Annotated in this window: 17 protein-coding genes; 15 read left to right on the top strand and 2 right to left on the bottom strand. The window is 70.2% G+C overall.

Annotation, left to right across the window (positions count from 1 at the left end):
* The first annotated feature begins 28 nt into the window (after positions 1-28).
* Positions 29-2,653 carry a valine--tRNA ligase gene (locus tag OKJ99_RS36220; RefSeq protein ID WP_326022556.1) on the top strand — a complete coding sequence of 875 codons (2,625 nt, stop codon included), beginning with the start codon at positions 29-31 and terminating at the stop codon, positions 2,651-2,653.
* Between the two features lie 121 nt (positions 2,654-2,774).
* The gene (locus OKJ99_RS36215; protein ID WP_326022555.1) at positions 2,775-3,971 is read left to right on the top strand and encodes a sensor histidine kinase; all 1,197 of its coding nucleotides are present in this window, start codon (positions 2,775-2,777) and stop codon (positions 3,969-3,971) included.
* Between the two features lie 75 nt (positions 3,972-4,046).
* On the opposite strand, the gene OKJ99_RS36210 is transcribed toward OKJ99_RS36215, so the two are convergent.
* Entirely contained in the window at positions 4,047-5,066 is a 1,020-nt protein-coding gene (locus tag OKJ99_RS36210) for a rod shape-determining protein (RefSeq protein ID WP_326022554.1), read from the bottom strand.
* A 133-nt stretch (positions 5,067-5,199) separates the two neighbouring features.
* On the opposite strand from OKJ99_RS36210, the gene folC reads away from it, so the two are divergent.
* From folC to OKJ99_RS36160, 10 genes are all read left to right on the top strand, one after another.
* Positions 5,200-6,738: a bifunctional tetrahydrofolate synthase/dihydrofolate synthase gene (folC, locus tag OKJ99_RS36205; RefSeq protein ID WP_326022553.1), complete on the top strand. Its 1,539-nt coding sequence runs from the start codon at positions 5,200-5,202 to the stop codon at positions 6,736-6,738.
* A 5-nt stretch (positions 6,739-6,743) separates the two neighbouring features.
* Complete coding sequence (locus OKJ99_RS36200) at positions 6,744-7,088, top strand: DUF4233 domain-containing protein (protein ID WP_326022551.1); 345 nt, start codon at positions 6,744-6,746, stop codon at positions 7,086-7,088.
* Positions 7,089-7,184: 96 nt separating this feature from the next.
* Positions 7,185-7,598, top strand: a complete 414-nt coding sequence (gene ndk, locus OKJ99_RS36195; RefSeq protein WP_326022550.1) for a nucleoside-diphosphate kinase — start codon at positions 7,185-7,187, stop codon at positions 7,596-7,598.
* A 388-nt stretch (positions 7,599-7,986) separates the two neighbouring features.
* Positions 7,987-9,006: a rod shape-determining protein gene (locus tag OKJ99_RS36190; RefSeq protein ID WP_266719674.1), complete on the top strand. Its 1,020-nt coding sequence runs from the start codon at positions 7,987-7,989 to the stop codon at positions 9,004-9,006.
* Between the two features lie 153 nt (positions 9,007-9,159).
* The gene (gene mreC / locus OKJ99_RS36185) at positions 9,160-10,152 is read left to right on the top strand and encodes a rod shape-determining protein MreC (protein ID WP_326022547.1); all 993 of its coding nucleotides are present in this window, start codon (positions 9,160-9,162) and stop codon (positions 10,150-10,152) included.
* 18 nt (positions 10,153-10,170) lie between these two features.
* Positions 10,171-10,851: a rod shape-determining protein MreD gene (gene mreD / locus OKJ99_RS36180; RefSeq protein ID WP_326022546.1), complete on the top strand. Its 681-nt coding sequence runs from the start codon at positions 10,171-10,173 to the stop codon at positions 10,849-10,851.
* A 104-nt stretch (positions 10,852-10,955) separates the two neighbouring features.
* Positions 10,956-13,142, top strand: coding sequence for a penicillin-binding protein 2 (gene mrdA, locus OKJ99_RS36175; RefSeq protein WP_326022544.1), 2,187 nt, complete (start codon positions 10,956-10,958; stop codon positions 13,140-13,142).
* A gap of 3 nt (positions 13,143-13,145) precedes the next feature.
* A complete protein-coding gene (gene rodA / locus OKJ99_RS36170) occupies positions 13,146-14,342 on the top strand; it encodes a rod shape-determining protein RodA (protein ID WP_326022542.1) in 1,197 nt (398 codons plus the stop codon).
* 97 nt (positions 14,343-14,439) lie between these two features.
* Entirely contained in the window at positions 14,440-15,960 is a 1,521-nt protein-coding gene (locus OKJ99_RS36165) for a CYTH and CHAD domain-containing protein (protein WP_326022541.1), read from the top strand.
* A gap of 40 nt (positions 15,961-16,000) precedes the next feature.
* The gene (locus OKJ99_RS36160) at positions 16,001-17,944 is read left to right on the top strand and encodes a TIGR03960 family B12-binding radical SAM protein (RefSeq protein WP_326022540.1); all 1,944 of its coding nucleotides are present in this window, start codon (positions 16,001-16,003) and stop codon (positions 17,942-17,944) included.
* Positions 17,945-18,007: 63 nt separating this feature from the next.
* On the opposite strand, the gene OKJ99_RS36155 is transcribed toward OKJ99_RS36160, so the two are convergent.
* Entirely contained in the window at positions 18,008-18,592 is a 585-nt protein-coding gene (locus tag OKJ99_RS36155) for a TerD family protein (RefSeq protein ID WP_326022538.1), read from the bottom strand.
* Positions 18,593-18,715: 123 nt separating this feature from the next.
* Between OKJ99_RS36155 and OKJ99_RS36150 the strand changes: the two genes are divergently transcribed.
* The 3 genes from OKJ99_RS36150 to OKJ99_RS36140 all read left to right on the top strand — a co-directional run.
* The gene (locus tag OKJ99_RS36150; protein ID WP_326022536.1) at positions 18,716-19,528 is read left to right on the top strand and encodes a hypothetical protein; all 813 of its coding nucleotides are present in this window, start codon (positions 18,716-18,718) and stop codon (positions 19,526-19,528) included.
* Between the two features lie 46 nt (positions 19,529-19,574).
* On the top strand, positions 19,575-20,378 hold the full coding sequence (locus OKJ99_RS36145) for a TIGR03936 family radical SAM-associated protein (protein WP_326022535.1): 804 nt from the start codon (positions 19,575-19,577) through the stop codon (positions 20,376-20,378).
* Between the two features lie 249 nt (positions 20,379-20,627).
* On the top strand, positions 20,628-20,865 hold a 238-nt coding region (locus tag OKJ99_RS36140; RefSeq protein ID WP_407700832.1), incomplete at its 3' end, for a hypothetical protein.

Genomic DNA, 20,865 nt, shown 5'->3' with positions numbered 1-20,865 from the left:
GAGCTTGTAACCCCTCTAAACTGGCCCGGTGACCGAGAACTCTCAGCAGCAGACGCCAGCGCCCACCTCCGAACTGCCGACCCAGTACGCGCCGGCCGAAGTAGAGGGGCCGCTGTACGAGCGCTGGGTAGAGCGCGGTTACTTCGATGTCGATCCCAAGAGCGAGAAGCCTCCGTACACGATCGTCATCCCGCCGCCGAACGTCACGGGCTCCCTGCACCTGGGGCACGCCTTCGAGCACACGCTGATCGACGCCCTCACCCGCCGTAAGCGCATGCAGGGTTACGAGACGCTGTGGCAGCCGGGCATGGACCACGCCGGCATCGCCACGCAGAACGTGGTGGAGCGCGAGCTCGCCAAGGAGGGCCTGTCCCGGCACGACCTGGGCCGTGAGGCGTTCGTCGAGCGGGTCTGGCAGTGGAAGGACGAGTCCGGCGGCCAGATCGCCGGTCAGATGCGCCGCCTGGGCAACGGTGTGGCCTGGAGCCGCGACCGCTTCACGATGGACGAAGGGCTGTCCCGCGCGGTCCAGACCGTCTTCAAGAAGATGTTCGACGACGGCCTGATCTACCGCGCCGAGCGCATCAGCAACTGGTGCCCGCGCTGCCTGACGGCCATCTCGGACATCGAGGTGGACTACCAGGACGACGACGGCGAGCTCGTCTCCATGAAGTACGGCGAGGGCGAGGACACCATCGTCGTCGCGACCACCCGCGCCGAGACGATGCTGGGCGACACCGCGGTCGCCGTCCACCCGGACGACGAGCGGTACGCGCACCTGATCGGCAAGCGGATCAAGCTGCCGCTGACCGGGCGCACGATCCCCGTCGTCGCGGACACGCACGTCGACCCGGAGTTCGGCACCGGCGCCGTCAAGGTCACCCCCGCGCACGACCCGAACGACTTCGCGATCGGCCAGCGCCACGACCTCGAGGCGATCGAGGTCCTGGACGAGCGCGGCATCATCACCGCCCACGGCCCCTTCGAGGGTCTCGACCGTTTCGAGGCGCGCTCCGCGATCGTCGCCGCGCTGCGCGCCGAGGGCCGGATCGTCGCCGAGAAGCGGCCGTACGTGCACTCGGTCGGGCACTGCTCGCGGTGCAAGACGACGCTGGAGCCGCGGCTCTCGCTGCAGTGGTGGGTGAAGGTCGAGACGCTCGCCAAGGCCGCGGGCGACGCGGTCCGCGACGGCCGGGTGAACATCCACCCCGCCGACCTGTCGCAGCGCTACTTCGACTGGGTCGACAACCTCAACGACTGGTGCATCTCGCGCCAGCTGTGGTGGGGCCACCGCATCCCCGTCTGGCACGGCCCGGACGGCGAGATCGTGTGCGTCGGCCCCGACGAGCAGCCGCCGAGCGGCGAGGGCTGGCACCAGGACACCGACGTCCTGGACACCTGGTTCTCGTCCGGCCTGTGGCCCTTCTCGACGCTGGGCTGGCCCGAGCAGACCGAGGACCTCGCCAAGTTCTATCCGAACTCGGCCCTGGTCACCGGCTACGACCTGATGTTCTTCTGGGTCGCCCGGATGATGATGTTCGGCCTGTACGCGATGGACGGCGAGGTCCCCTTCAAGACCATCGCGTTCCACGGCATGGTCCGTGACGAGCACGGCAAGAAGATGTCGAAGTCGTTCGGCAACGCGGTCAACCCGCTGGACTGGATGGACACCTACGGCTCCGACGCGCTGCGGTTCACGCTCGCCCGCGGCGCCAACCCCGGCATCGACGTCCCGATCGGCGAGGACTGGGTCCAGGCGTCCCGCAACTTCGCCAACAAGATCTGGAACGCGACGCGCTTCGCGCTCATGAACGGCGCGACCGTCGAGGGCCCGCTGCCGGAGCCGTCCGAGATGACGGCGACGGACCGCTGGATCCTGTCGCGGCTGAACAAGACGGTGGCCGAGGTCGACGCGTTCTACGACGACTACCAGTTCGCGAAGCTCTCCGACGCGCTCTACCACTTCGCGTGGGACGAGGTCTTCGACTGGTACGTCGAGCTGTCGAAGACGACGTTCATGGCGGGCGGCGAGCCGGCCAAGGTGTCGGGACGGGTCCTCGGCGAGGTCCTTGACGTCATGCTGCGGCTGCTCCACCCGGTCGTCCCGTTCGTCACCGAGACGCTGTGGACGACGCTCACGGGCGGCGAGTCCGTCGTCATCGCCGACTGGCCCACGGACAGCGGCTTCCGCGACGATGCCGCCGAGCAGGAGATCGCGACGCTCCAGCAGGTCGTCACCGAGGTCCGCCGCTTCAAGGGCGACCAGGGACTCAAGGCGGGCCAGCGCGTCCCGGCCCGCCTCACCCTGGACGGCACCGCGCTCGCCGCGCACGAGCCGGCGATCCGCCAGCTGCTCAAGCTGCAGCCGGAGGGCGAGGGCTTCACGGCCACCGCCACGCTGCCGGTCGCGGGCGCCGAGGTGGCGCTCGACCTGTCCGGCGCGATCGACGTGGCCGCCGAGCGCAAGCGCCTCGCCAAGGACCTCGCCGCCGCCGAGAAGGACAAGGCACAGTCCGAGGGCAAGCTGGGCAACGAGGCGTTCCTCGCCAAGGCCCCGGACCACGTGGTCGACAAGATCAAGGGGCGGCTCGCCAAGGCGGACGAGGACATCGCCCGGATCCAGGCCCAGTTGGACCGGCTGCCGCAGGCCTGACCAGCGGTCCACGAAGGCCCCGGAACCCGTGCTCGGGTCCGGGGCCTTCGTGCTGCCCGGCGCGCCGGATCAAGGTAAGAAAGGGAACGTACCGGGCGCAGACGCGGGGAGAAGGGGCTCCATGCACGACGAGGCCGACGGGCTGGCGACGAGCGGGGCGGCGACGGCCGTCGCGGGCCGCCGCCTCGGTCGCCTCTGGTCGCGCCTGGAGCGCTGGCGCGGTACCCCGCACGCCGTCGACCTCGTCACGGCCGCCGGCTGCTTCGCCCTGATGGGCCTGGACATCCCCGGCCTGGCCAGGGCGGACAACGCGCTCAACGGGACGTCCGCCACGCTCGTGCTCGCCCTCGGCGCCGCGACGCTGCTGCTGCGCAGGCGCGAGCCGTGGGGGCCCTGGCTGTCGTTCGTCGTCGGGATGGTCTTCCTCGGCTGGCTGCACGATGTGACGCTGATCCAGTTCGCCCTGTACTCCGTGGCCCGCTACCGGGGCCGGAACTCCGGCATCCTCGCCTGTTGCGGCTACCTCGTCTGGGCCTGTGCCGCGTTCGCGCTCTTCGAATGGCCCGCGTACCGGGGCGGCGAGAGCGTGAGCCAGTTCCTCGCCCTCGCCGTGCCCATAGGGGTGCTCGCCACCGGCGTCGGCATCGCCGCGCGCCGTATCGACCTCGTCCGTGCCCTGGAGGCCAAGGGCGCCGAGACCGCGCTGCTCCAGGCCGTGCAGCAGGAGCGCTCCGACGTCGCGGGCGACGTGCACGACTTCGTGGGGCGCGAGCTGACGATGCTGTCGGTGCGGGCGGAGGTGCTGTCGCGGCGGGCCCGCGGCGAGCGCTGGGAGACGGACTTCGACGAGCTGTCCGAGACGGCGCGGCGGGCGCACCTGCTACTCAACGAGATCGTCGTGCGCCGCGGCAGCGGAGGCGGCGCCCCCACCCCCGGCCTCGACGCGCTGCCCCGGCTCGCCGAGGAGAGCGCGGCGGCCGGCAACGAGGTCGCCGTCGAAGTGGACGCCGCCGCCCTCGCCCAGTCCCCGCTGCGCCAGGCCGCGGTCTACCGCGTCGTCCAGGAGTGCCTCACGAACGCCGCGAAGCACGCACCGGGCCGACCGGTGACGGTAACGGTGACCGTGGCAGCCAACCGCCTCCACGTCACCGTGACCAACCCCCTCCCGACGACCGCCCCCGACGTCCCCCCGGTCTCGGCGGGCACCGGCACGGCGGGCATGGCGGAGCGAGTCCTGTCCTTGGGCGGCACGTTCAGCGCGGGCCGCACAGGCTCAGCCACCTACGAGGTCGAGGCAACCTTCCCGGCAAGGACGTAGTGCCCAGGGGCGCGGGGAACTGCGCAAACCACAGCGGAACAGAACCCGCCGAACGAACCAGGCCCCAAGGACGGCTTACGCCGCCATCATGCGCTGCAACCCGTCGAAGTCCTCCACACACTTCCCGCACCCCAGCGCCACGCTGTCCAGCGGGTCGTCCGCGACGAACACCGGGATCCCCGTGCCGGAGGCGATCCTCAGATCAAGACCCGGCAGCAGCGCGCCCCCGCCCGTCAGCACGATCCCGTGCTCCATCACGTCCCCCGACAGCTCCGGCGGACACTCCTCCAGCGTCGCCTTCACCGCGGCGATGACCGACTCCACCGGCTCGTCCAGCGCGGCCCGCACCTCGCGCACCGTCAGCTCGACCGTCTTCGGCAGGCCCACCACCTTCTCCCGCCCCCGCACCGTGAACGCCCGCATCTCGAACGCGTCCTCGCCCGGCACCGGCCACGCCGAACCGATCGCGACCTTGATGTCCTCGGCCGTGCGCTCGCCGATCAGCAGCCCGTGCTGCTTGCGCACGTAGTCCGTGATCGCCTCGTCGAACCGGTCGCCGCCGACCCGCAGCGACTGCGAAGTGACCACGCCGCCCAGCGAGATGACAGCGACCTCGCTCGTGCCGCCGCCGATGTCCACCACCATCGACCCGCGCGGGTCCGCGACCGGGAGCCCCGCCCCGATCGCCGCCGCCATCGGCTCCTCGATCAGGTGCACGGCCTTCGCCCCGGCCCGCTCCGCCGCGTGCACGATGGCCCGCCGCTCCACGGGCGTGACCCCGCTCGGCACGCACACCACCATGCGCGTACGGGGGCGCCGCCCGGGCACCGCCTTGCGGACGAAGTGCCGGATCATCGCCTCGGCCGCCTCGTAGTCGCTGATCACGCCGTCCCGCAGCGGCCGGATCGCGGTGATCGACCCCGGCGTGCGCCCGATGGTCTCCTTCGCCTCGCTGCCCACGGCGAGTACGTCGCCGTGCCCGCCCGACTTGCCGCCCGCCTTCACGGCGACGACCGAGGGTTCGTTCAGCACGATGCCCTGACCGCGCACGTAGAGAAGGGTGTTGGCGGTGCCGAGATCGATGCCTATGTCCATGATCAGCAAGTTTGCCGGGCGGAAGGTCGTTCCGGAGGGACCAAGGTCCCGAAACGGACAGGCCGAAGGTCCCGAACCGGGACGTCGGGTGGCGTCGGGCGCGCTGTCGGTGGACCTCCGTAGACTGGCGTGCGTGAGTGACCTCCCCCCGCGCGACAGCAGCGACCACGGCTCCCCCGACAACCCCGACGACGCCGACCAGTTCGAAGAGATCGTCGGTGCAGAGACCACCCGCGACCCCGACCTCGCGGTGATCGAGGCGGGCAGTCGCACCCTGCGCACCCAGTCGGCCCCGCCGCAGGGTGACGGCATCCCGGCCCGCCCGCAGGATCCCGAGGTGGAGAAGGCGCTGCGGGTGGTGGAGGCGGAGCTCGCCACGCGCTGGGGCGAGACGAAGCTGGAGCCCTCGGTCGACCGCATCGCCGCGCTGATGGACGTGCTCGGCGAGCCGCAGAAGGCGTACCCCTCGATCCACATCACGGGCACGAACGGCAAGACGTCCACGGCCCGCATGATCGAGGCCCTGCTCACGGCCTTCGACCTGCGCACCGGCCGGTACACCTCGCCGCACGTCCAGTCGATCACCGAGCGGATCAGCCTGGACGGCGCCCCGATCGACCACGAGCGCTTCATCGAGACGTATGACGACATCAAGCCGTACATCGAGATGGTCGACGCCCAGCAGGAGTACCGGCTCTCGTTCTTCGAGGTGCTGACGGGCATGGCCTACGCGGCCTTCGCCGACGCCCCGGTGGACGTGGCGGTCGTCGAGGTCGGCATGGGCGGCAGCTGGGACGCGACGAACGTGATCGACGGATCGGTCGCGGTCATCACGCCCATCGACCTCGACCACACCGACCGGCTCGGTGAGACGCCCGGCGAGATCGCCGGCGAGAAGTCCGGGATCATCAAGCAGGACGCCTCCGTGATCATGGCGCAGCAGCCGGTGGACGCGGCGCAGGTGATCCTCAAGAAGGCCGTGGAGACGGACGCGACGGTGGCCCGCGAGGGCCTGGAGTTCGGCGTCGTCCGGCGCGAGGTCGCGGTCGGCGGCCAGTTGATGACGCTGCGCGGGCTCGGCGGCGAGTACGAGGACATCTTCCTGCCGCTGCACGGCGCGCACCAGGCGCACAACGCGGCGGTGGCGCTCACCGCCGTCGAGGCGTTCTTCGGGATCGGCTCGCAGCACGCGCGCCTGCTCGACATCGACACCATCCGCACCGCGTTCGCCGCGGCCACCTCGCCGGGCCGCCTGGAGATCGTGCGCCGCTCGCCGACGGTCGTGCTCGACGCCGCGCACAACCCGGCGGGCGCCCGCGTCACCGCCGAGGCGATCGGCGAGGTCTTCGACTTCAGCCGCCTCATCGGTGTCGTCGGCGCCAGTGGTGACAAGAACGTACGGGGGCTCCTCGAGGCCTTCGAGCCGATCTTCGCGGAGGTCGTCGTCACGCAGAATTCCAGCCACCGGGCCATGGACGCCGACGAATTGGCGGGCATCGCGGTGGAGGTCTTCGGCGACGAGCGCGTCCAGGTCGAGCCGCGCCTCGACGACGCGATCGAGGCCGCGATCACGCTCGCCGAGGAAGAGGGCGAGTACGCGGGCGGGGGAGTGCTCGTCACAGGTTCCGTGATCACGGTCGGGGAAGCCCGGCTGCTCCTGGGGAAGGGCTGACCGCCGTGCGTATTCTCTGTTCCTCGACCCTGCTCGCCGAGTTCTTCGTCATCGGCTTCGCCGGGCTCGTCGCCATGAAGGACCCCGATCTGTCGGCCGGTCTGGTGTGGACGGTGAGCGGTGTCGCGATGCTGCTCAGCGTGCTGCTGTGCGGCATGGTGACGCGGCCGGGCGGCGTGCAGCTCGGCTGGGCGCTGCAGATCGCCCTGATCATCAGCGGCTTCTTCGTCCCGGTCATGTTCTTCCTCGGCGCCTGCTTCGCGGGCCTGTGGTGGGCCTCGGTCCACTTCGGCCGCAAGGTCGACGAGGCGAAGGCCCGCTGGGCGGCGCAGGCGCAGGCGCAGTCCTGAGGCGTGGGCCCCGGTACCGCCCGCCTGCCGGGGCGGTGGTCACGCCCTGTAACCTCGGGCGTCACCGCACATCCAGGCCCACAAGGAGTCCCGCGAATGACCCAGCGCACGCTCGTCCTGCTCAAGCCCGACACCGTTCGCCGCGGCCTGATCGGCGAGGTCATCGGCCGCATCGAGCGCAAGGCCGGCTGGACGATCAGCGCGCTCGAACTGCGCAGCCTGAGCCAGGAGACGCTGGAGGCGCACTACGGCGAGCACAAGGGCAAGCCGTTCTACGAGCCGCTGGTCGACTTCATGTCCTCGGGACCGGTGGTCGCCCTGGTCGTCGAGGGTGAGCGCGTGATCGAGGGCGTACGCCAGCTGGCCGGTCCGACGGACCCGATCGCCGCCGCCCCCGGTTCGATCCGCGGCGATTTCGGCAGCATCGTCCGTGAGAACCTGATCCACGCCTCCGACTCCGAGGAGTCCGCGGCGCGCGAGCTGAAGCTTTTCTTCCCCGATTTCGCCTAACGGGGCGAACGGGTCCGCTATCCGGTCTTCTCGTATTCCGGACTCCGGCTCACTCGCGTGAGACACCCGGTGTCCGCTCCATGAGACCGGCGAGTTCGTTTTCTGATGCAGCGTCAGTCACGGAGCGCCACTGACCAGGAGCGGTCCGAGAATTCGGGCCGCTCTTTTGCATATGCGGCCCGATTGGGGGAACGCACTCCTCCGTCGGGACGTCCCCATTAGCGGGGCGGGGACTCCCATGCTGACAATGGCGAAGACCCTCGCGCCGTGATCGTGCAGGCGAGACTACGATGGAGCCTCCACGCCACACGCGTCCACCTCTCGCCTACCTGACAAGCCATCAAACGCTCCACTTGGGAAGGCCAGACGAATCCTGATGGGGAACTCAATGTCGTTCATCGGCCGTGACATGGCTGTCGACCTCGGGACCGCCAACACGCTGGTGTACGTCAGGGGTCGAGGGATCGTGCTCAATGAGCCGTCCGTGGTCGCGATCAACACCAATACCGGCGGCATCCTCGCGGTCGGTGCCGAAGCCAAGAAGATGATCGGGCGCACGCCGGGCAACATCGTGGCGGTCCGCCCGCTGAAGGACGGCGTGATCGCCGACTTCGAGATCACCGAGCGAATGCTCCGCTACTTCATCCTGAAGGTGCACAAGCGGCGCTACCTCGCCCGGCCTCGCGTCGTCGTCTGCGTGCCGTCCGGCATCACCGGCGTCGAGCGCCGCGCGGTCATCGAGGCCTCCTCGCAGGCCGGTGCCCGCCAGGTGCACATCATCGAGGAGCCCATGGCCGCGGCCATCGGTTCCGGGCTCCCGGTCCACGAGGCCACGGGCAACATGGTGGTCGACATCGGCGGCGGCACCACCGAGGTCGCGGTGATCTCGCTCGGCGGAATCGTCACGGCGCAGTCCATCCGCGTCGCGGGCGACGAACTGGACAACGCGATCATCCAGCACATCAAGAAGGAGTACTCGCTCCTCCTCGGTGAGCGCACCGCCGAACAGATCAAGATCACGATCGGCTCCGCGTACGACCTCGACTCCGACGAACACACCGAGATCCGCGGCCGTGACCTCGTGTCGGGGCTGCCGAAGACCGTCGTCATCTCGGCGGCGGAAGTCCGCAAGGCGATCGAGGAACCGGTCAACGCGATCGTCGACGCCGTGAAGACCACCCTCGACAAGTGCCCGCCCGAACTGTCCGGTGACGTAATGGACCGCGGCATCGTTCTCACCGGTGGCGGCGCCCTGCTGCGCGGCCTCGACGAGCGGCTGCGCCGCGAGACCGGCATGCCGATCCACATCGCCGAGGACCCGCTCGACAGCGTGGCGCTCGGTTCCGGCAAGTGCGTCGAGGAGTTCGAGGCGCTCCAGCAGGTTCTGGACGCCTCGCCGCGCAGATGACGTGAAGCGAAAACGTCCGCCGTACGAGTGCCTGCCACCTCGTGCGGCGGATCGTTGATATATAGGCAAGGCATAAGAAATCCTCCCCAGCATCGCTCGGCACGGCCGAGCACCGCTCGACGCAACCGACAGAGGAAGGCACGGCCGCCGCACGTGAGGGACACACGAGAGAGCCGGCTGCTCCTGGTGCTGCTGATCGCCATCGCGTTCGCACTGATCACGGTGGACATCCGCGGCGGCGAGGACTCGCCTGTCGACGGTGCCCGGCACGCCGCCGCCACGGTCTTCGGCCCGGTGGAGAACGGGGTCTCGGGCGCGGTAGACCCGATCGGCAACGCCATAAGCGCGGTCCGCGACTCCGACAAGCGGCACAACCGCATCGGTCAACTGGAGCACGAGAACGCCGCGTTGAAGGCCAAGCTCGGCAGCGGCGACCGCAACCGCAGCAAGGTCCGCCAGCTCGACGCCATGATGAAGACGGCGGGCGCGGGCCAGTACGGCATCAAGGGCGCCCAGGTCATCGCCATCGGCTCGGCGCAGGGCTTCTCCTGGACCGTGACCATCGACGCCGGCGCCAACGACGGCCTCCAGCGCGACATGACCGTACTGAACGGACAGGGCCTCGTCGGCCGCGTGACGACCGTAGGACCCAACACGGCGACCGTGCTGCTCGCCAACGACCCCGACTTCACCGTCGGCACCCGCATGGAGAAGTCCGACGAGCTCGGCTTCGCGTCCGGGCAGGGCGACCGCCCGCTGCGCGTCCAGCTGCTCAACGGCAAGGCCAAGGTGAAGAAGGGCGAACGGCTCGTCACCTTCGGCTCGCAGGCCGACAAGCCGTTCGTGCCCGGCGTCCCGGTCGGCCGCGTCGTCCGCGTCGACCCCTCCGGCGGCGACCTGACCCGCACCGTCTACGTGAAGCCGTACGTCGGCTTCACCAAGCTCGACATCGTCGGTGTGGTCGTCCAGGCGCCGCGCACCGACCCGAGGGACACGGTGCTGCCGAAGAAACCCGCCAAGCCCAAGCCGACGCCCACCGTCACCGTGACGGCCACCCCGGGCGCGGACGCCAACGGCAACGGCGAGGGCGGCGACGCCGGCAACGGCGAGAACGCCGCAGACAACAACGCAGACCAGCAGCAGTAGCAGGAGGAGCAAGGAATCATGCGCTTCAACCGAATGCTGCTCTCCACGGTCCTTGTCGTCGTGGCCCTCGTCCTCCAGGTCTGTGTCCTGGCCCGGCTGCAACTGCCCGGCGCCGTCCCCGACCTGATGCTCCTGACCGTCCTCGGCCTGGCCCTCGTGTACGGGCACGTGGGCGGCGCCTTCGTCGGCTTCGGCGCGGGACTGCTCGCCGACCTCGCCCCGCCCGCCGACCACGCCGCGGGCCGCTACGCCCTCGTGCTCTGCGTCATCGGCTATCTGGCGGGCCTCGCCAAGCCCGAGAGCGGCCAGCTGCGTTCGGCCGCAGGACCCATGCTCGTCGTGGTCGGCGCCGCCGTCGGCACGACCCTGCTGTACGCGGGCGTGGGCGCGCTCGTCGGCGACACCGCCGCCCGCGACGTCGGCCTCGGCAGCCTCATCTTCACCGCCGCGCTCTACGACCTGCTGCTCGCCCCGTTCGTCGTACCCGGAGTGATGGCGCTCGCCAGACGCGCGGAGAACGATCCGCTGGGCGAGTCCTCCGGCGGCTCCGCCAAGGCCGCCGACGTCTCCTCCGGATGGCTCTCCGGCGGCGGCACGGGCCTGAGCATCGGCGGCGGCCAGCGCGGCGGTCTGCGCATGAAGTCGGTCAAGGCGCGCGCCTCCCGCGCGGGCCGCATCAAGGGGGTCAAGCGCCTGTGAGCGCACGGCAGTTGACCGACGACACCGCAGGCACGCACAGCTTCGGCGTGTACACCTACTCGTACTCGTACACGTCCTCGTACTGAGAGGGGGAGCACGCCACCGTGACCAACATCCCCGAGACGGGCCGCACGCCACGCGTCCAGATCCGCCTCATCATCCTCCAGATCCTCGTCCTCTCCCTCCTGCTCACCCTCGGCGGCCGCCTCTGGTACCTCCAGATCCGCAACGGCGACGAGTACGCCAAGGAAGCCTCCGGGAACCACGTCCAGCAGGTCGTCACGCCCGCCACCCGCGGCTCCATCCTCGACGCCCGCGGCATCCCGCTCGCCGACAACGAGACGCGGCTCGTCGTCTCCGCCTCCCGCACCGACCTGATGAAGATGGACGACGAGGGCAAGGCCGTCCTCACCAAGCTCGCCAAGGTCCTCGGGATGCAGCCCAAGACCATCCAGGAGAAGGTCAGGCTCTGCGACGCGAAGACGCCGCAGCCCTGCTGGAACGGCTCGCCTTACCAGCCGATCCCGATCACCGACGAGGCCACGCCCAAGCAGGCCCTGCAGATCCGCGAGCGCAGCGAGGACTTCCCCGGCATCACCGCCGAGCCCACCGCCGTGCGCCGCTACGCGGGCCCCGGCGGCTCCAACACCGCGCAGGTCCTCGGCTATCTCTCCCCGGTCACCGACGCGGAGATCGAGAAGGCCAAGAACTCCGACTCGCCGTACCTGCGCTCCGACCAGGTCGGCCGCAGCGGCCTGGAGCGCACGTACGACAAGGACCTGCGCGGCAAGGCCGGCGTCACCCGCTACGAGGTCGACAACCTCGGCCGCGTCATCGGCCGCGCCGAGAGCGACAAGGCCGAGCCCGGTGCGAACGTCGTCACGTCGATAGACGCCCGCGTGCAGTCCGTCGCCGAGAAGGAGCTGGACGCGGCGATGAAGGCCGCCCGGCACGAGTTCGACAAGAACACCGGCGAAAACTACAAGGCCGACTCCGGCTCCGTCGTGGTGATGGAGGCCAAGACGGGCCGCGTCGTCAGCATGGCGTCCAGCCCGACGTACGACCCGAACGCCTGGGTCGGCGGCATCTCCGGCAAGGACTACTCCAGGCTCACCGGCAAGAAGTCCAACTACCCGCTGCTCAACCGGGCGATCCAGGGTCAGTCGGCGCCCGGCTCGATCTTCAAGGTCATCTCCAGCACCGCCGCGGTCAACGCCGGCTACCCGTTCAACGGCCGCTACCCCTGCACCAGCTCGTACTCGATCGGCAGCCAGGTCTTCAAGAACTTCGAGTCGGAGAACTTCGGCCCGATCAGCCTCGGCCGCGCCCTCGAGGTCTCCTGCGACACCGTCTTCTACGGCCTCGCCCACAGGGAGTGGCAGAAGCTCGGCGGCATCCACCCCAAGGGCGGCGTCAACACCGACGACTCCTTCTACAAGACGGCCCACCAGTTCGGTCTCGGCAAGGAGACCGGCGTCGACCTGCCCAACGAGGTCAACGGCCGGGTCCCCGACCGGAAGTGGAAGCAGCAGTACTGGAAGGCCAACAAGGACGCCTGGTGCAAGGGCGGCAAGCGGGACGGCTCCTACGTCGAGCGGCTCAACTGGGAGAACTGCCGCCAGGGCAACGTGATGCGCGCCGGTGACGAGGTCAACTACTCCATCGGCCAGGGCGACACGCTCGTCACCCCGATCCAGATGGCCAGGATCTACGGCGCCATCTCCAACGGCGGCACCCTCTACCAGCCCGCCGTCGGCAAGGCCGTGATCAGCCCCGACGGCAAGCAGGTCAGCGAGATCGCGCCGAAGTCGCAGGGCAAGCTGCCCATGACGAAGCAGACCCAGCGCCACATCGACCAGGCCCTCGCGGGCGTGGCGACCCGGGGCACCGCCGCCTGGCGCTTCGGCGGCTGGCCGCAGAACAAGATCCCGATGCACGCCAAGACCGGCACCGCCGAGGTCTACGGCAAGCAGACGACGTCGTGGTTCGCGACGTACACGAAGGACTACTCGGTCGTCATGACGATCTCCCAGGGTGGTACGGGTTCCGGCGCCTCGGGCCCCGCCGTCCGCAAGATCTACGACGCGCTCTACGGCGTCGACAACAAGGGCGGCATCAACAAGAAGAAGGCCCTGCTGCCCACTCCGGAGAAGGACCTGCCGAAGATCCAGAAGGACGGTTCGATCGACGCCCCGGAGATCAAGCCGTATCCGCCGAACAAGGAGGCGCCGCCCACCCAGCAGGACCTGGCGGCGGCCCTGTCCACCTCCCCGTACACCAGGAGGGACTGACCGGTGACAGGCAACGGCTTCTCCGTCTCCGGCTACGGGCCGCAGCGCTCCACCATGACGCGGCTCATGGCCCGCGACTCCGTGCTGCGCAGGCTCGACTGGCCGATGCTGCTCTCGGCGATCGCGCTGTCGTTCATCGGAGCCGCGCTCGTCTTCTCGGCGACCCGCAACAGGACCGAGCTCAACCAGGGCGACCCCTACTACTTCCTGTTCCGGCACCTGATGAACACCGGCATCGGCGTCGCGCTGATGGCGGGCACGGTCTGGCTCGGGCACCGGACGCTGCGCACGGCGGTGCCGATCCTGTACGGGATCTCCGTCTTCCTCGTGCTCCTCGTGCTCACCCCGCTCGGCGCCACCGTGAACGGGGCGCACGCCTGGATCGTCGTCGGCGGCGGATTCTCGCTCCAGCCCTCCGAGTTCGTGAAGATCACGATCATCCTGGGCATGGCGATGCTGCTCGCGACCCGCGTCGACGCGGGCGACCGCGAACACCCCGACCACCGCACGGTGCTCCAGGCCCTCGGCCTCGCCGCCGTCCCGATGCTGATCGTCATGCTGATGCCGGACCTCGGGTCCGTCATGGTGATGGTGATGATCGTGCTCGGCGTGCTGCTCGCGTCGGGCGCCTCGAACCGGTGGGTGCTCGGACTCATCGGAGTCGGCGCGGCGGGCGCGGTGGCGATCTGGAAGCTGGGCGTCCTGGACGACTACCAGATCGCCCGCTTCGCGGCCTTCGCCAACCCCGCGCTCGACCCGGCGGGCGTCGGCTACAACACCAACCAGGCGCGCATCGCGATCGGTTCGGGCGGGCTCTCGGGCGCGGGCCTCTTCCACGGCTCGCAGACCACCGGCCAGTTCGTGCCGGAGCAGCAGACGGACTTCGTGTTCACGGTGGCCGGCGAGGAGCTCGGCTTCCTGGGCGCGGGCCTGATCCTGCTGCTGCTCGGCGTGGTGCTGTGGCGGGCGTGCAAGATCGCGCGCGGCACGAGCGAGCTGTACGGCACGATCGTGGCGGCCGGCATCATCGCCTGGTTCGCGTTCCAGGCGTTCGAGAACGTCGGTATGACCCTGGGCATCATGCCGGTGGCGGGCCTCCCGCTCCCGTTCGTCTCCTACGGCGGCTCGTCGATGTTCGCGGTGTGGGTGGCGGTGGGACTGCTCCAATCGATCAAGGTCCAGAGACCGATGTCGGCATGAGTCGGGCATAACAAGCCCCGCCGGCGATTGAGGCGCGGGGTCCGGGGCAGCGCCCCGAGACCTTGGCCCCATCGCCGCTGACGTCTAAATTCGGGTTATGGCGGAGACCAAGCGCGAGATCGAGCGAAAGTACGACGCCCCGACCGACCACTTCCGGCTGCCCGACCTGCGCAAGGTCCCAGGCGTATCGGCCGTCATCGACAAGGGCGTCGTCGAACTCGACGCCGTCTACTACGACACCGAGGACCAGCGCCTCGCCACCGACCGGATCACCCTGCGCCGCCGCAGCGGCGGGGACGACGCGGGCTGGCACCTCAAACTGCCGGTCGCGCTGAGCGAGGGCGTCCGCGACGAGGTGCAGGCCCCGCCCTCGGAGAACCTGCCGCGCGCCCTCGCGGGCCTCGTACGCTCCCGGGTCCGCGGCGACGAGCTCATTCCGGTCGTCCGGCTCCACTCGTCGCGGGACGTGTCCCATCTGACCGGGGCCGACGGCTCACTGCTCGCCGAGGTGTGCGTCGACGCCGTGCGCGCCGTGCGGGCCGACGGGGAGCGGGCCACCGCCTGGACCGAGATCGAGGTCGAACTGGCGGACGGCGCCGACCCGGCCTTCCTCGGCAAGGTCGAGAAGCGGCTGCGCAAGGCCGGCGTCGAGCGGTCCGCCGCCGCGTCGAAGCTGGCCCGCGCCCTGGAGGAGACCGGCGCCGCGCGGCCTCCGCAGGGGAGGACATCCGCCGGAGGGGACACCGCCGGCGACCACGTCCTCGCCCACCTGCGCGCCCAGCGCGACGCCCTCGTCGAGCTCGACCCCGCCGTGCGCCGCGATCTGCCGGACTCGGTGCACCAGATGCGTGTGGCCACCCGCCGGATGCGCAGCGCATTCAAGACGTACAAGAAGGTGCTCGACCCCGCCGTCACCGAGCCCGTCGGCGAGGAACTGAAGTGGCTGGCCGCCGAGTTGGGCATCGACCGGGACCGCGAGGTGCTCACCGAGCGGCTCACCGGGAGGATCGACGCGGTGCCGCGCACCCTGCTGCTCGGCCCCGTCCGGGCCCGGCTGCGGATCTGGGCGGTGGCCCGCCGCCAGGGCTCGCGCCGGCACACCGTCGCCGTGCTCGACGGCAAGCGATACCTGGCACTCCTCAGCGGCCTCGACACACTGCTCGCCGAGCCGCCGCTGCGACGGCCGGCCGCCGAGCGCCCCGCGGCCGACGGCTTCGTCAAGGCCGCCCTCAAGGACCACACCCGCCTCGCGGCCCGCATCGAGCACGCGCTCTCCCTCGCACCGGGCACCGAGCGCGACATCGCCCTGCACGAAGCGCGCAAGGCCGCGAAGCGCGCGAGGTACGCGGGGGAGGCCGCGGTACCCGCGCTCGGCAAACAGGCCAAGCGGTTCGCCAAGCGCATGAAGGCCGTGCAGAGCGTGCTGGGCGATCACCAGGACTCCGTCGTCGCGCGGGAGGCACTGCGGAACCTGGCGATCCAGGCGCACGCGGCGGGGGAGTCCGCCTTCACCTGGGGCCTTCTGTACGGCCAGGAGCAGGCGTCCGCGGCGGACCGGGAGCGGGAGCTGCCGGGGGTCTGGGAGAGGGCGGCGGAACCGAAGCTGTCGGCGGGTTAGGCTTGAGGGTCACCCCTGTCAGCTCACGAAGGTCAACGGTATGTCTGCCGAAGCCGCCGCCTCGACGGTGGAGTCTGTCTTTCCGCAGCTCGAAGCCCTGCTGCCGCATGTGCAGAAGCCGATCCAGTACGTCGGCGGTGAGCTGAACTCCACGGTCAAACCGTGGGAGGAGTGCGACGTCCGCTGGGCGCTCATGTACCCGGACGCGTACGAGGTCGGTCTGCCCAACCAGGGCGTCATGATCCTGTACGAGGTCCTCAACGAACGCGCGGGCGTCCTCGCCGAGCGCACCTACAGCGTGTGGCCGGACCTCGAAGAACTCATGCGCAAGCACGAGGTTCCGCAGTTCACGGTCGACTCGCACCGCCCGGTGAAGGCCTTCGACGTCTTCGGGCTCAGCTTCTCCACCGAGCTCGGCTACACGAACATGCTGACCGCGCTCGACCTGGCCGGCATCCCGCTGGAGTCCAAGGACCGCACGGTGGAGGACCCGATCGTCCTCGCCGGCGGCCACGCGGCCTTCAACCCCGAGCCGATCGCGGACTTCATCGACGCCGCGATCATCGGCGACGGCGAGCAGGCCGTGCTCGACATGACCGACATCATCCGCCAGTGGAAGGCCGAAGGCCGTCCCGGCGGCCGCGAGGAGGTCCTGCTCCGCCTCGCGAAGACGGGCAGCGTCTACATCCCGGGGTTCTACGACGTCGAGTACCTGCCGGACGGCCGCATCGGCCGCGTCGTCCCGAACCGGTCGGGCGTCCCGTGGCGGGTGTCCAAGCACACCGTCATGGACCTCGACGAGTGGCCGTACCCGAAGCAGCCCCTCGTGCCGCTCGCGGAGACCGTCCACGAGCGGATGTCCGTCGAGATCTTCCGCGGCTGCACCCGCGGCTGCCGTTTCTGCCAGGCCGGCATGATCACGCGCCCCGTGCGGGAGCGAAGCATCACCGGCATCGGCGAGATGGTCGACAAGGGTCTCAAGGCGACCGGCTTCGAGGAGGTCGGCCTGCTCTCGCTGTCCTCGGCGGACCACTCCGAGATCGGTGAGGTCGCCAAGGGCCTGGCGGACCGGTACACCGAGGACAAGATCGGCCTGTCCCTCCCCTCGACCCGTGTGGACGCCTTCAACATCGACCTCGCCAACGAGCTGACGCGCAACGGCCGCCGCTCCGGACTCACCTTCGCCCCCGAGGGCGGCAGTGAGCGCATGCGCAAGGTCATCAACAAGATGGTCTCCGAAGAGGACCTGATCCGTACGGTCGCGACCGCGTACGGCAACGGCTGGCGCCAGGTGAAGCTGTACTTCATGCTCGGCCTGCCCACCGAGACCGACGAGGACGTCCTGCAGATCGCCGACATGGCGGCGAACGTGATCGCCAAGGGCCGCGAGGTCGCGGGCAACGACATCCGCTGCACGGTGTCGATCGGCGGGTTCGTCCCGAAGCCGCACACCCCGTTCCAGTGGGCGCCGCAGCTCAGCTCCACGGAGACGGACGAGCGGCTCGCCAAGCTCCGCGACAAGATCCGCGGCGACAAGAAGTACGGCCGCTCCATCGGCTTCCGCTACCACGACGGCAAGCCCGGCATCGTCGAGGGACTGCTCTCGCGCGGCGACCGCCGCATCGGCTCCGTCATCCGCGCCGTCTACGAGGACGGCGGCCGCTTCGACGGCTGGCGCGAGTACTTCAGCTACGACCGCTGGATGGCCTGCGCCGCCAAGACGCTGCCCGCGTACGGCGTGGACGTCGACTGGTACACGACGCGCGAGCGCACCTACGAGGAGGTCCTGCCCTGGGACCACCTGGACTCCGGTCTCGACAAGGACTGGCTCTGGGAGGACTGGCAGGACTCCCTCGACGAGACCGAGGTCGAGGACTGCCGCTGGACGCCGTGCTTCGACTGCGGCGTCTGCCCGGCGATGGACACGAACATCCAGATCGGCCCGACGGGCAAGCAGCTGCTGCCGCTGACGGTCGTCAAGTAGCCGCGTACATACGGAAGAAGGGGCGGCCGGTGCCCAACCGGCCGCCTCTTCTTGGTACTTGGGCTACTTGCTGGCGGCGAACCGCATCAGGGCGCGCTCGTCACCCTGCTTGACCTTGCCCGGCGTGTTGATGACCTCCAGCTTCCAGGAGCCGCCCACGCGCAGGGCCTTGGCGACCGCGCAGCCGTTGTCGTTGGTCATCAGGCTCGGCCAGATGTCGGCGACCTGCTGCGTGCTGCCGCCCGTCGCGTCGTACACCTTGAAGCTGATGTTGCGGGCCTTCTGGAACGAGCTGCCCTTCTTGTACGCGGCGGCCACGAACACGATCGCCGTGATCTGCTGCGGGAGGCGCGAGAACTCGACCGTGACCGTCTCGTCGTCACCGTCGCCCTTGCCGGTCTGGTTGTCGCCGCTGTGGATGAGCGAGCCGTTGCCCATCGGGTCCAGCGAGTCGAGGCCGGCCAGGCGCACCGGATCCCCGCCCTGCATCGCGATGGCGATCAGGTCGAGGTCCGTTCCCTGCTTGCGGCGCAGCGCGCCGAGGACGCCCCCGCTGGCGCCGGCGGTGGGGTCCCAGGACACCCCGATGGACAGATGGGTCACCCCGTCCAGGTCAGCGGGACCGTCTTCCTTCGTAAGCGTGATCATGTGTGATTCCTCCCCCTACAGGTCGAACTGCGATTTTGCAGACTTCCCCGAACATACGACGTGCGAGTTGGGCGGGCCATGCCGGGCCGCATCCGCGGAGGCGTCACCAGCGTCTGGAGAGACATGGACTTGGAGAAGCGCCCCGAACCCGCCCCTGAGGGCTGCCTTGTCGCCGCGATCCGGCTGCCGCTGCGGATCGTGATGGTCGTCCTCGTGGTGCCCGTGCGCCTCGTGTGGGACGCGCTCGTGGCGGTCGGCCGCTTCGTGGGCAGGTGGCTGCTGCTGCCGCTCGCGCGGGCGATCGGCTGGGTGCTTTACGGGCTGCTGGTGTGGCCGTGCCTGATGCTGTGGCGCTACGTGCTCGCGCCCGTCGGGCGTGGACTGCGGTGGCTCGGGCGGGTGTTGCTGGTCATCCCCGCGGTGTGGCTGTACGTCCATGTCCTCGCGCCCGTCGGAAGGGCGCTGCGGGACTACGTGTTGGCGCCCCTCGGCCGTGGACTCGCCTGGCTCGTACGGGTGTTGGTCGTGGTGCCGCTGCTCGCGGTGTGGAAGTACGTGCTGGTGCCGGTCGGGCGGGTGCTCGGCGTCGTGGCACGCGAGATCTGGGACGCGCTGCGGGTTGCCTGGCGGGTGGCCGGGTACGTGTCCCGTGCCGTCGGCCGGGCGCTGCGGTGGCTGGTCGTGGATCCGCTGCGCTGGGTGTACCGCACCGTGCTCACGCCGGTCGGGCACGTCGTGCGCGACTACGTACTGCGGCCCGTCGGGCGCGTGGCCGCGAGCGTGCGCGCCGCGGCCCGGCAGGCGCGGGCCGACGTGCGACGGTTGCTGTTCGGCCCGGCGCCGCGGCCTGAACCGCAGGTCAGCGACCGGAGGGAACCGGGCGGCCCGCAGGGACGTAGTCTTGACAGTAGTACGACCGCACTCACGAAGGATTAGGACACTGGGCAAGCGACAGCCCGTAGGCCCGCCGCCCGCACCCGCGGTGCAGCGCATCCGACTGCGCTACACCAAGCGCGGCCGCCTCCGGTTCACCAGCCACCGAGACTTCCAGCGCGCTTTCGAGCGTGCGCTGCGCCGCGCCGAGGTGCCCATGGCGTACTCGGCGGGGTTCACGCCGCATCCGAAGGTGTCGTACGCCAATGCCGCACCCACCGGCACGGGCAGTGAGGCCGAATACCTGGAGATCGCGCTCACCGCGCCGCGCGACCCCGAGAAGCTCAGGGAACTCCTCGACGAGTCGATGCCCACGGGCCTCGACATCGTGGACGCCGTGGAGGCCCGCACCTCGGGCCTCGCCGACCGGCTCACCGCATCCGTGTGGGAGCTGCGGCTCGACGGCGTGAGCCTTGATGAGGCCGCGCGCGCCGCGGAGGCGTTCCGCGCCGCGGAGACCGTCGAGGTACAGAGGAAGACAAAGAGCGGGATCCGGACGTTCGACGCCCGTGAGGCCGTCGTCAGCCTGGACGCGCTGGAGGTCTCCGACGTTTCGGCTGGTCCGGCTGATAGGCCCAGCGACACGGCCTGTGCGATACTGCGGCTGGTTGTTCGGCACGTGACGCCTGCCGTACGACCCGACGACGTCCTGTCCGGTCTCCGCGCCGTGGCCGACCTGGCGCCGCCGGTCCCCGCAGCGGTGACCAGGCTGGCGCAGGGGCTTTTCGACGCAGAGACAGGCACGGTGACCGACCCGCTCGCGCTTGACCGCGAGGCAGACCGGACCGCCCCACAAAAGGCGGCCGCAGGAACTGCCAACGCGACGGCGCACGCCGTGGAAGGTCCCGCGTAAGGCGGTCGTCGTAGCGCCGCCCTTGTACTCGGGAGCCATCTGGGTCGGGCAGCGCACCCACCCCAAGGACTTTCGCGAGGCCGTACGTACATCGCGTACCGGAACCGGCGAGAACAGACAGAGAGCCTCCGTGCGGCGCCCGCGCCCCGGACCGGCGGCACCGCGCTCGACACGATGCGCGTGAGCCGCAGACGTCACCGGTCACGGATCAGGCGCGGCGCCCGGAGGCCCGACGGGAGATCCACCCGCATGCCCGAGACCGAACCCACCAACTCTGAGCTGGACAGCCCCAGCGACACCCTGCCCCCGCGCCGTCGGCGCCGGGCCGCGTCGCGCCCCGCGGGCCCGCCGGTCGCTCCGACCGCGGACGCCGCAGAGGACGCCGCTGTGGCCATACCGGCCACTGCCACCCCGACTCCGGCCGCCGACGAGGCGCCCGTCGAGCCCCCCGAGACTTCCCCGGCCGCCGAGGCCCCGGCGCCCGCGG

This window comes from Streptomyces endophyticus (genome assembly GCF_035798155.1).
Lineage (GTDB): Bacteria > Actinomycetota > Actinomycetes > Streptomycetales > Streptomycetaceae > Streptomyces > Streptomyces endophyticus.
The sequence above is the reverse complement of the archived record's forward strand: the minus strand, read 5'-3'. Positions and strand labels throughout refer to the sequence as shown.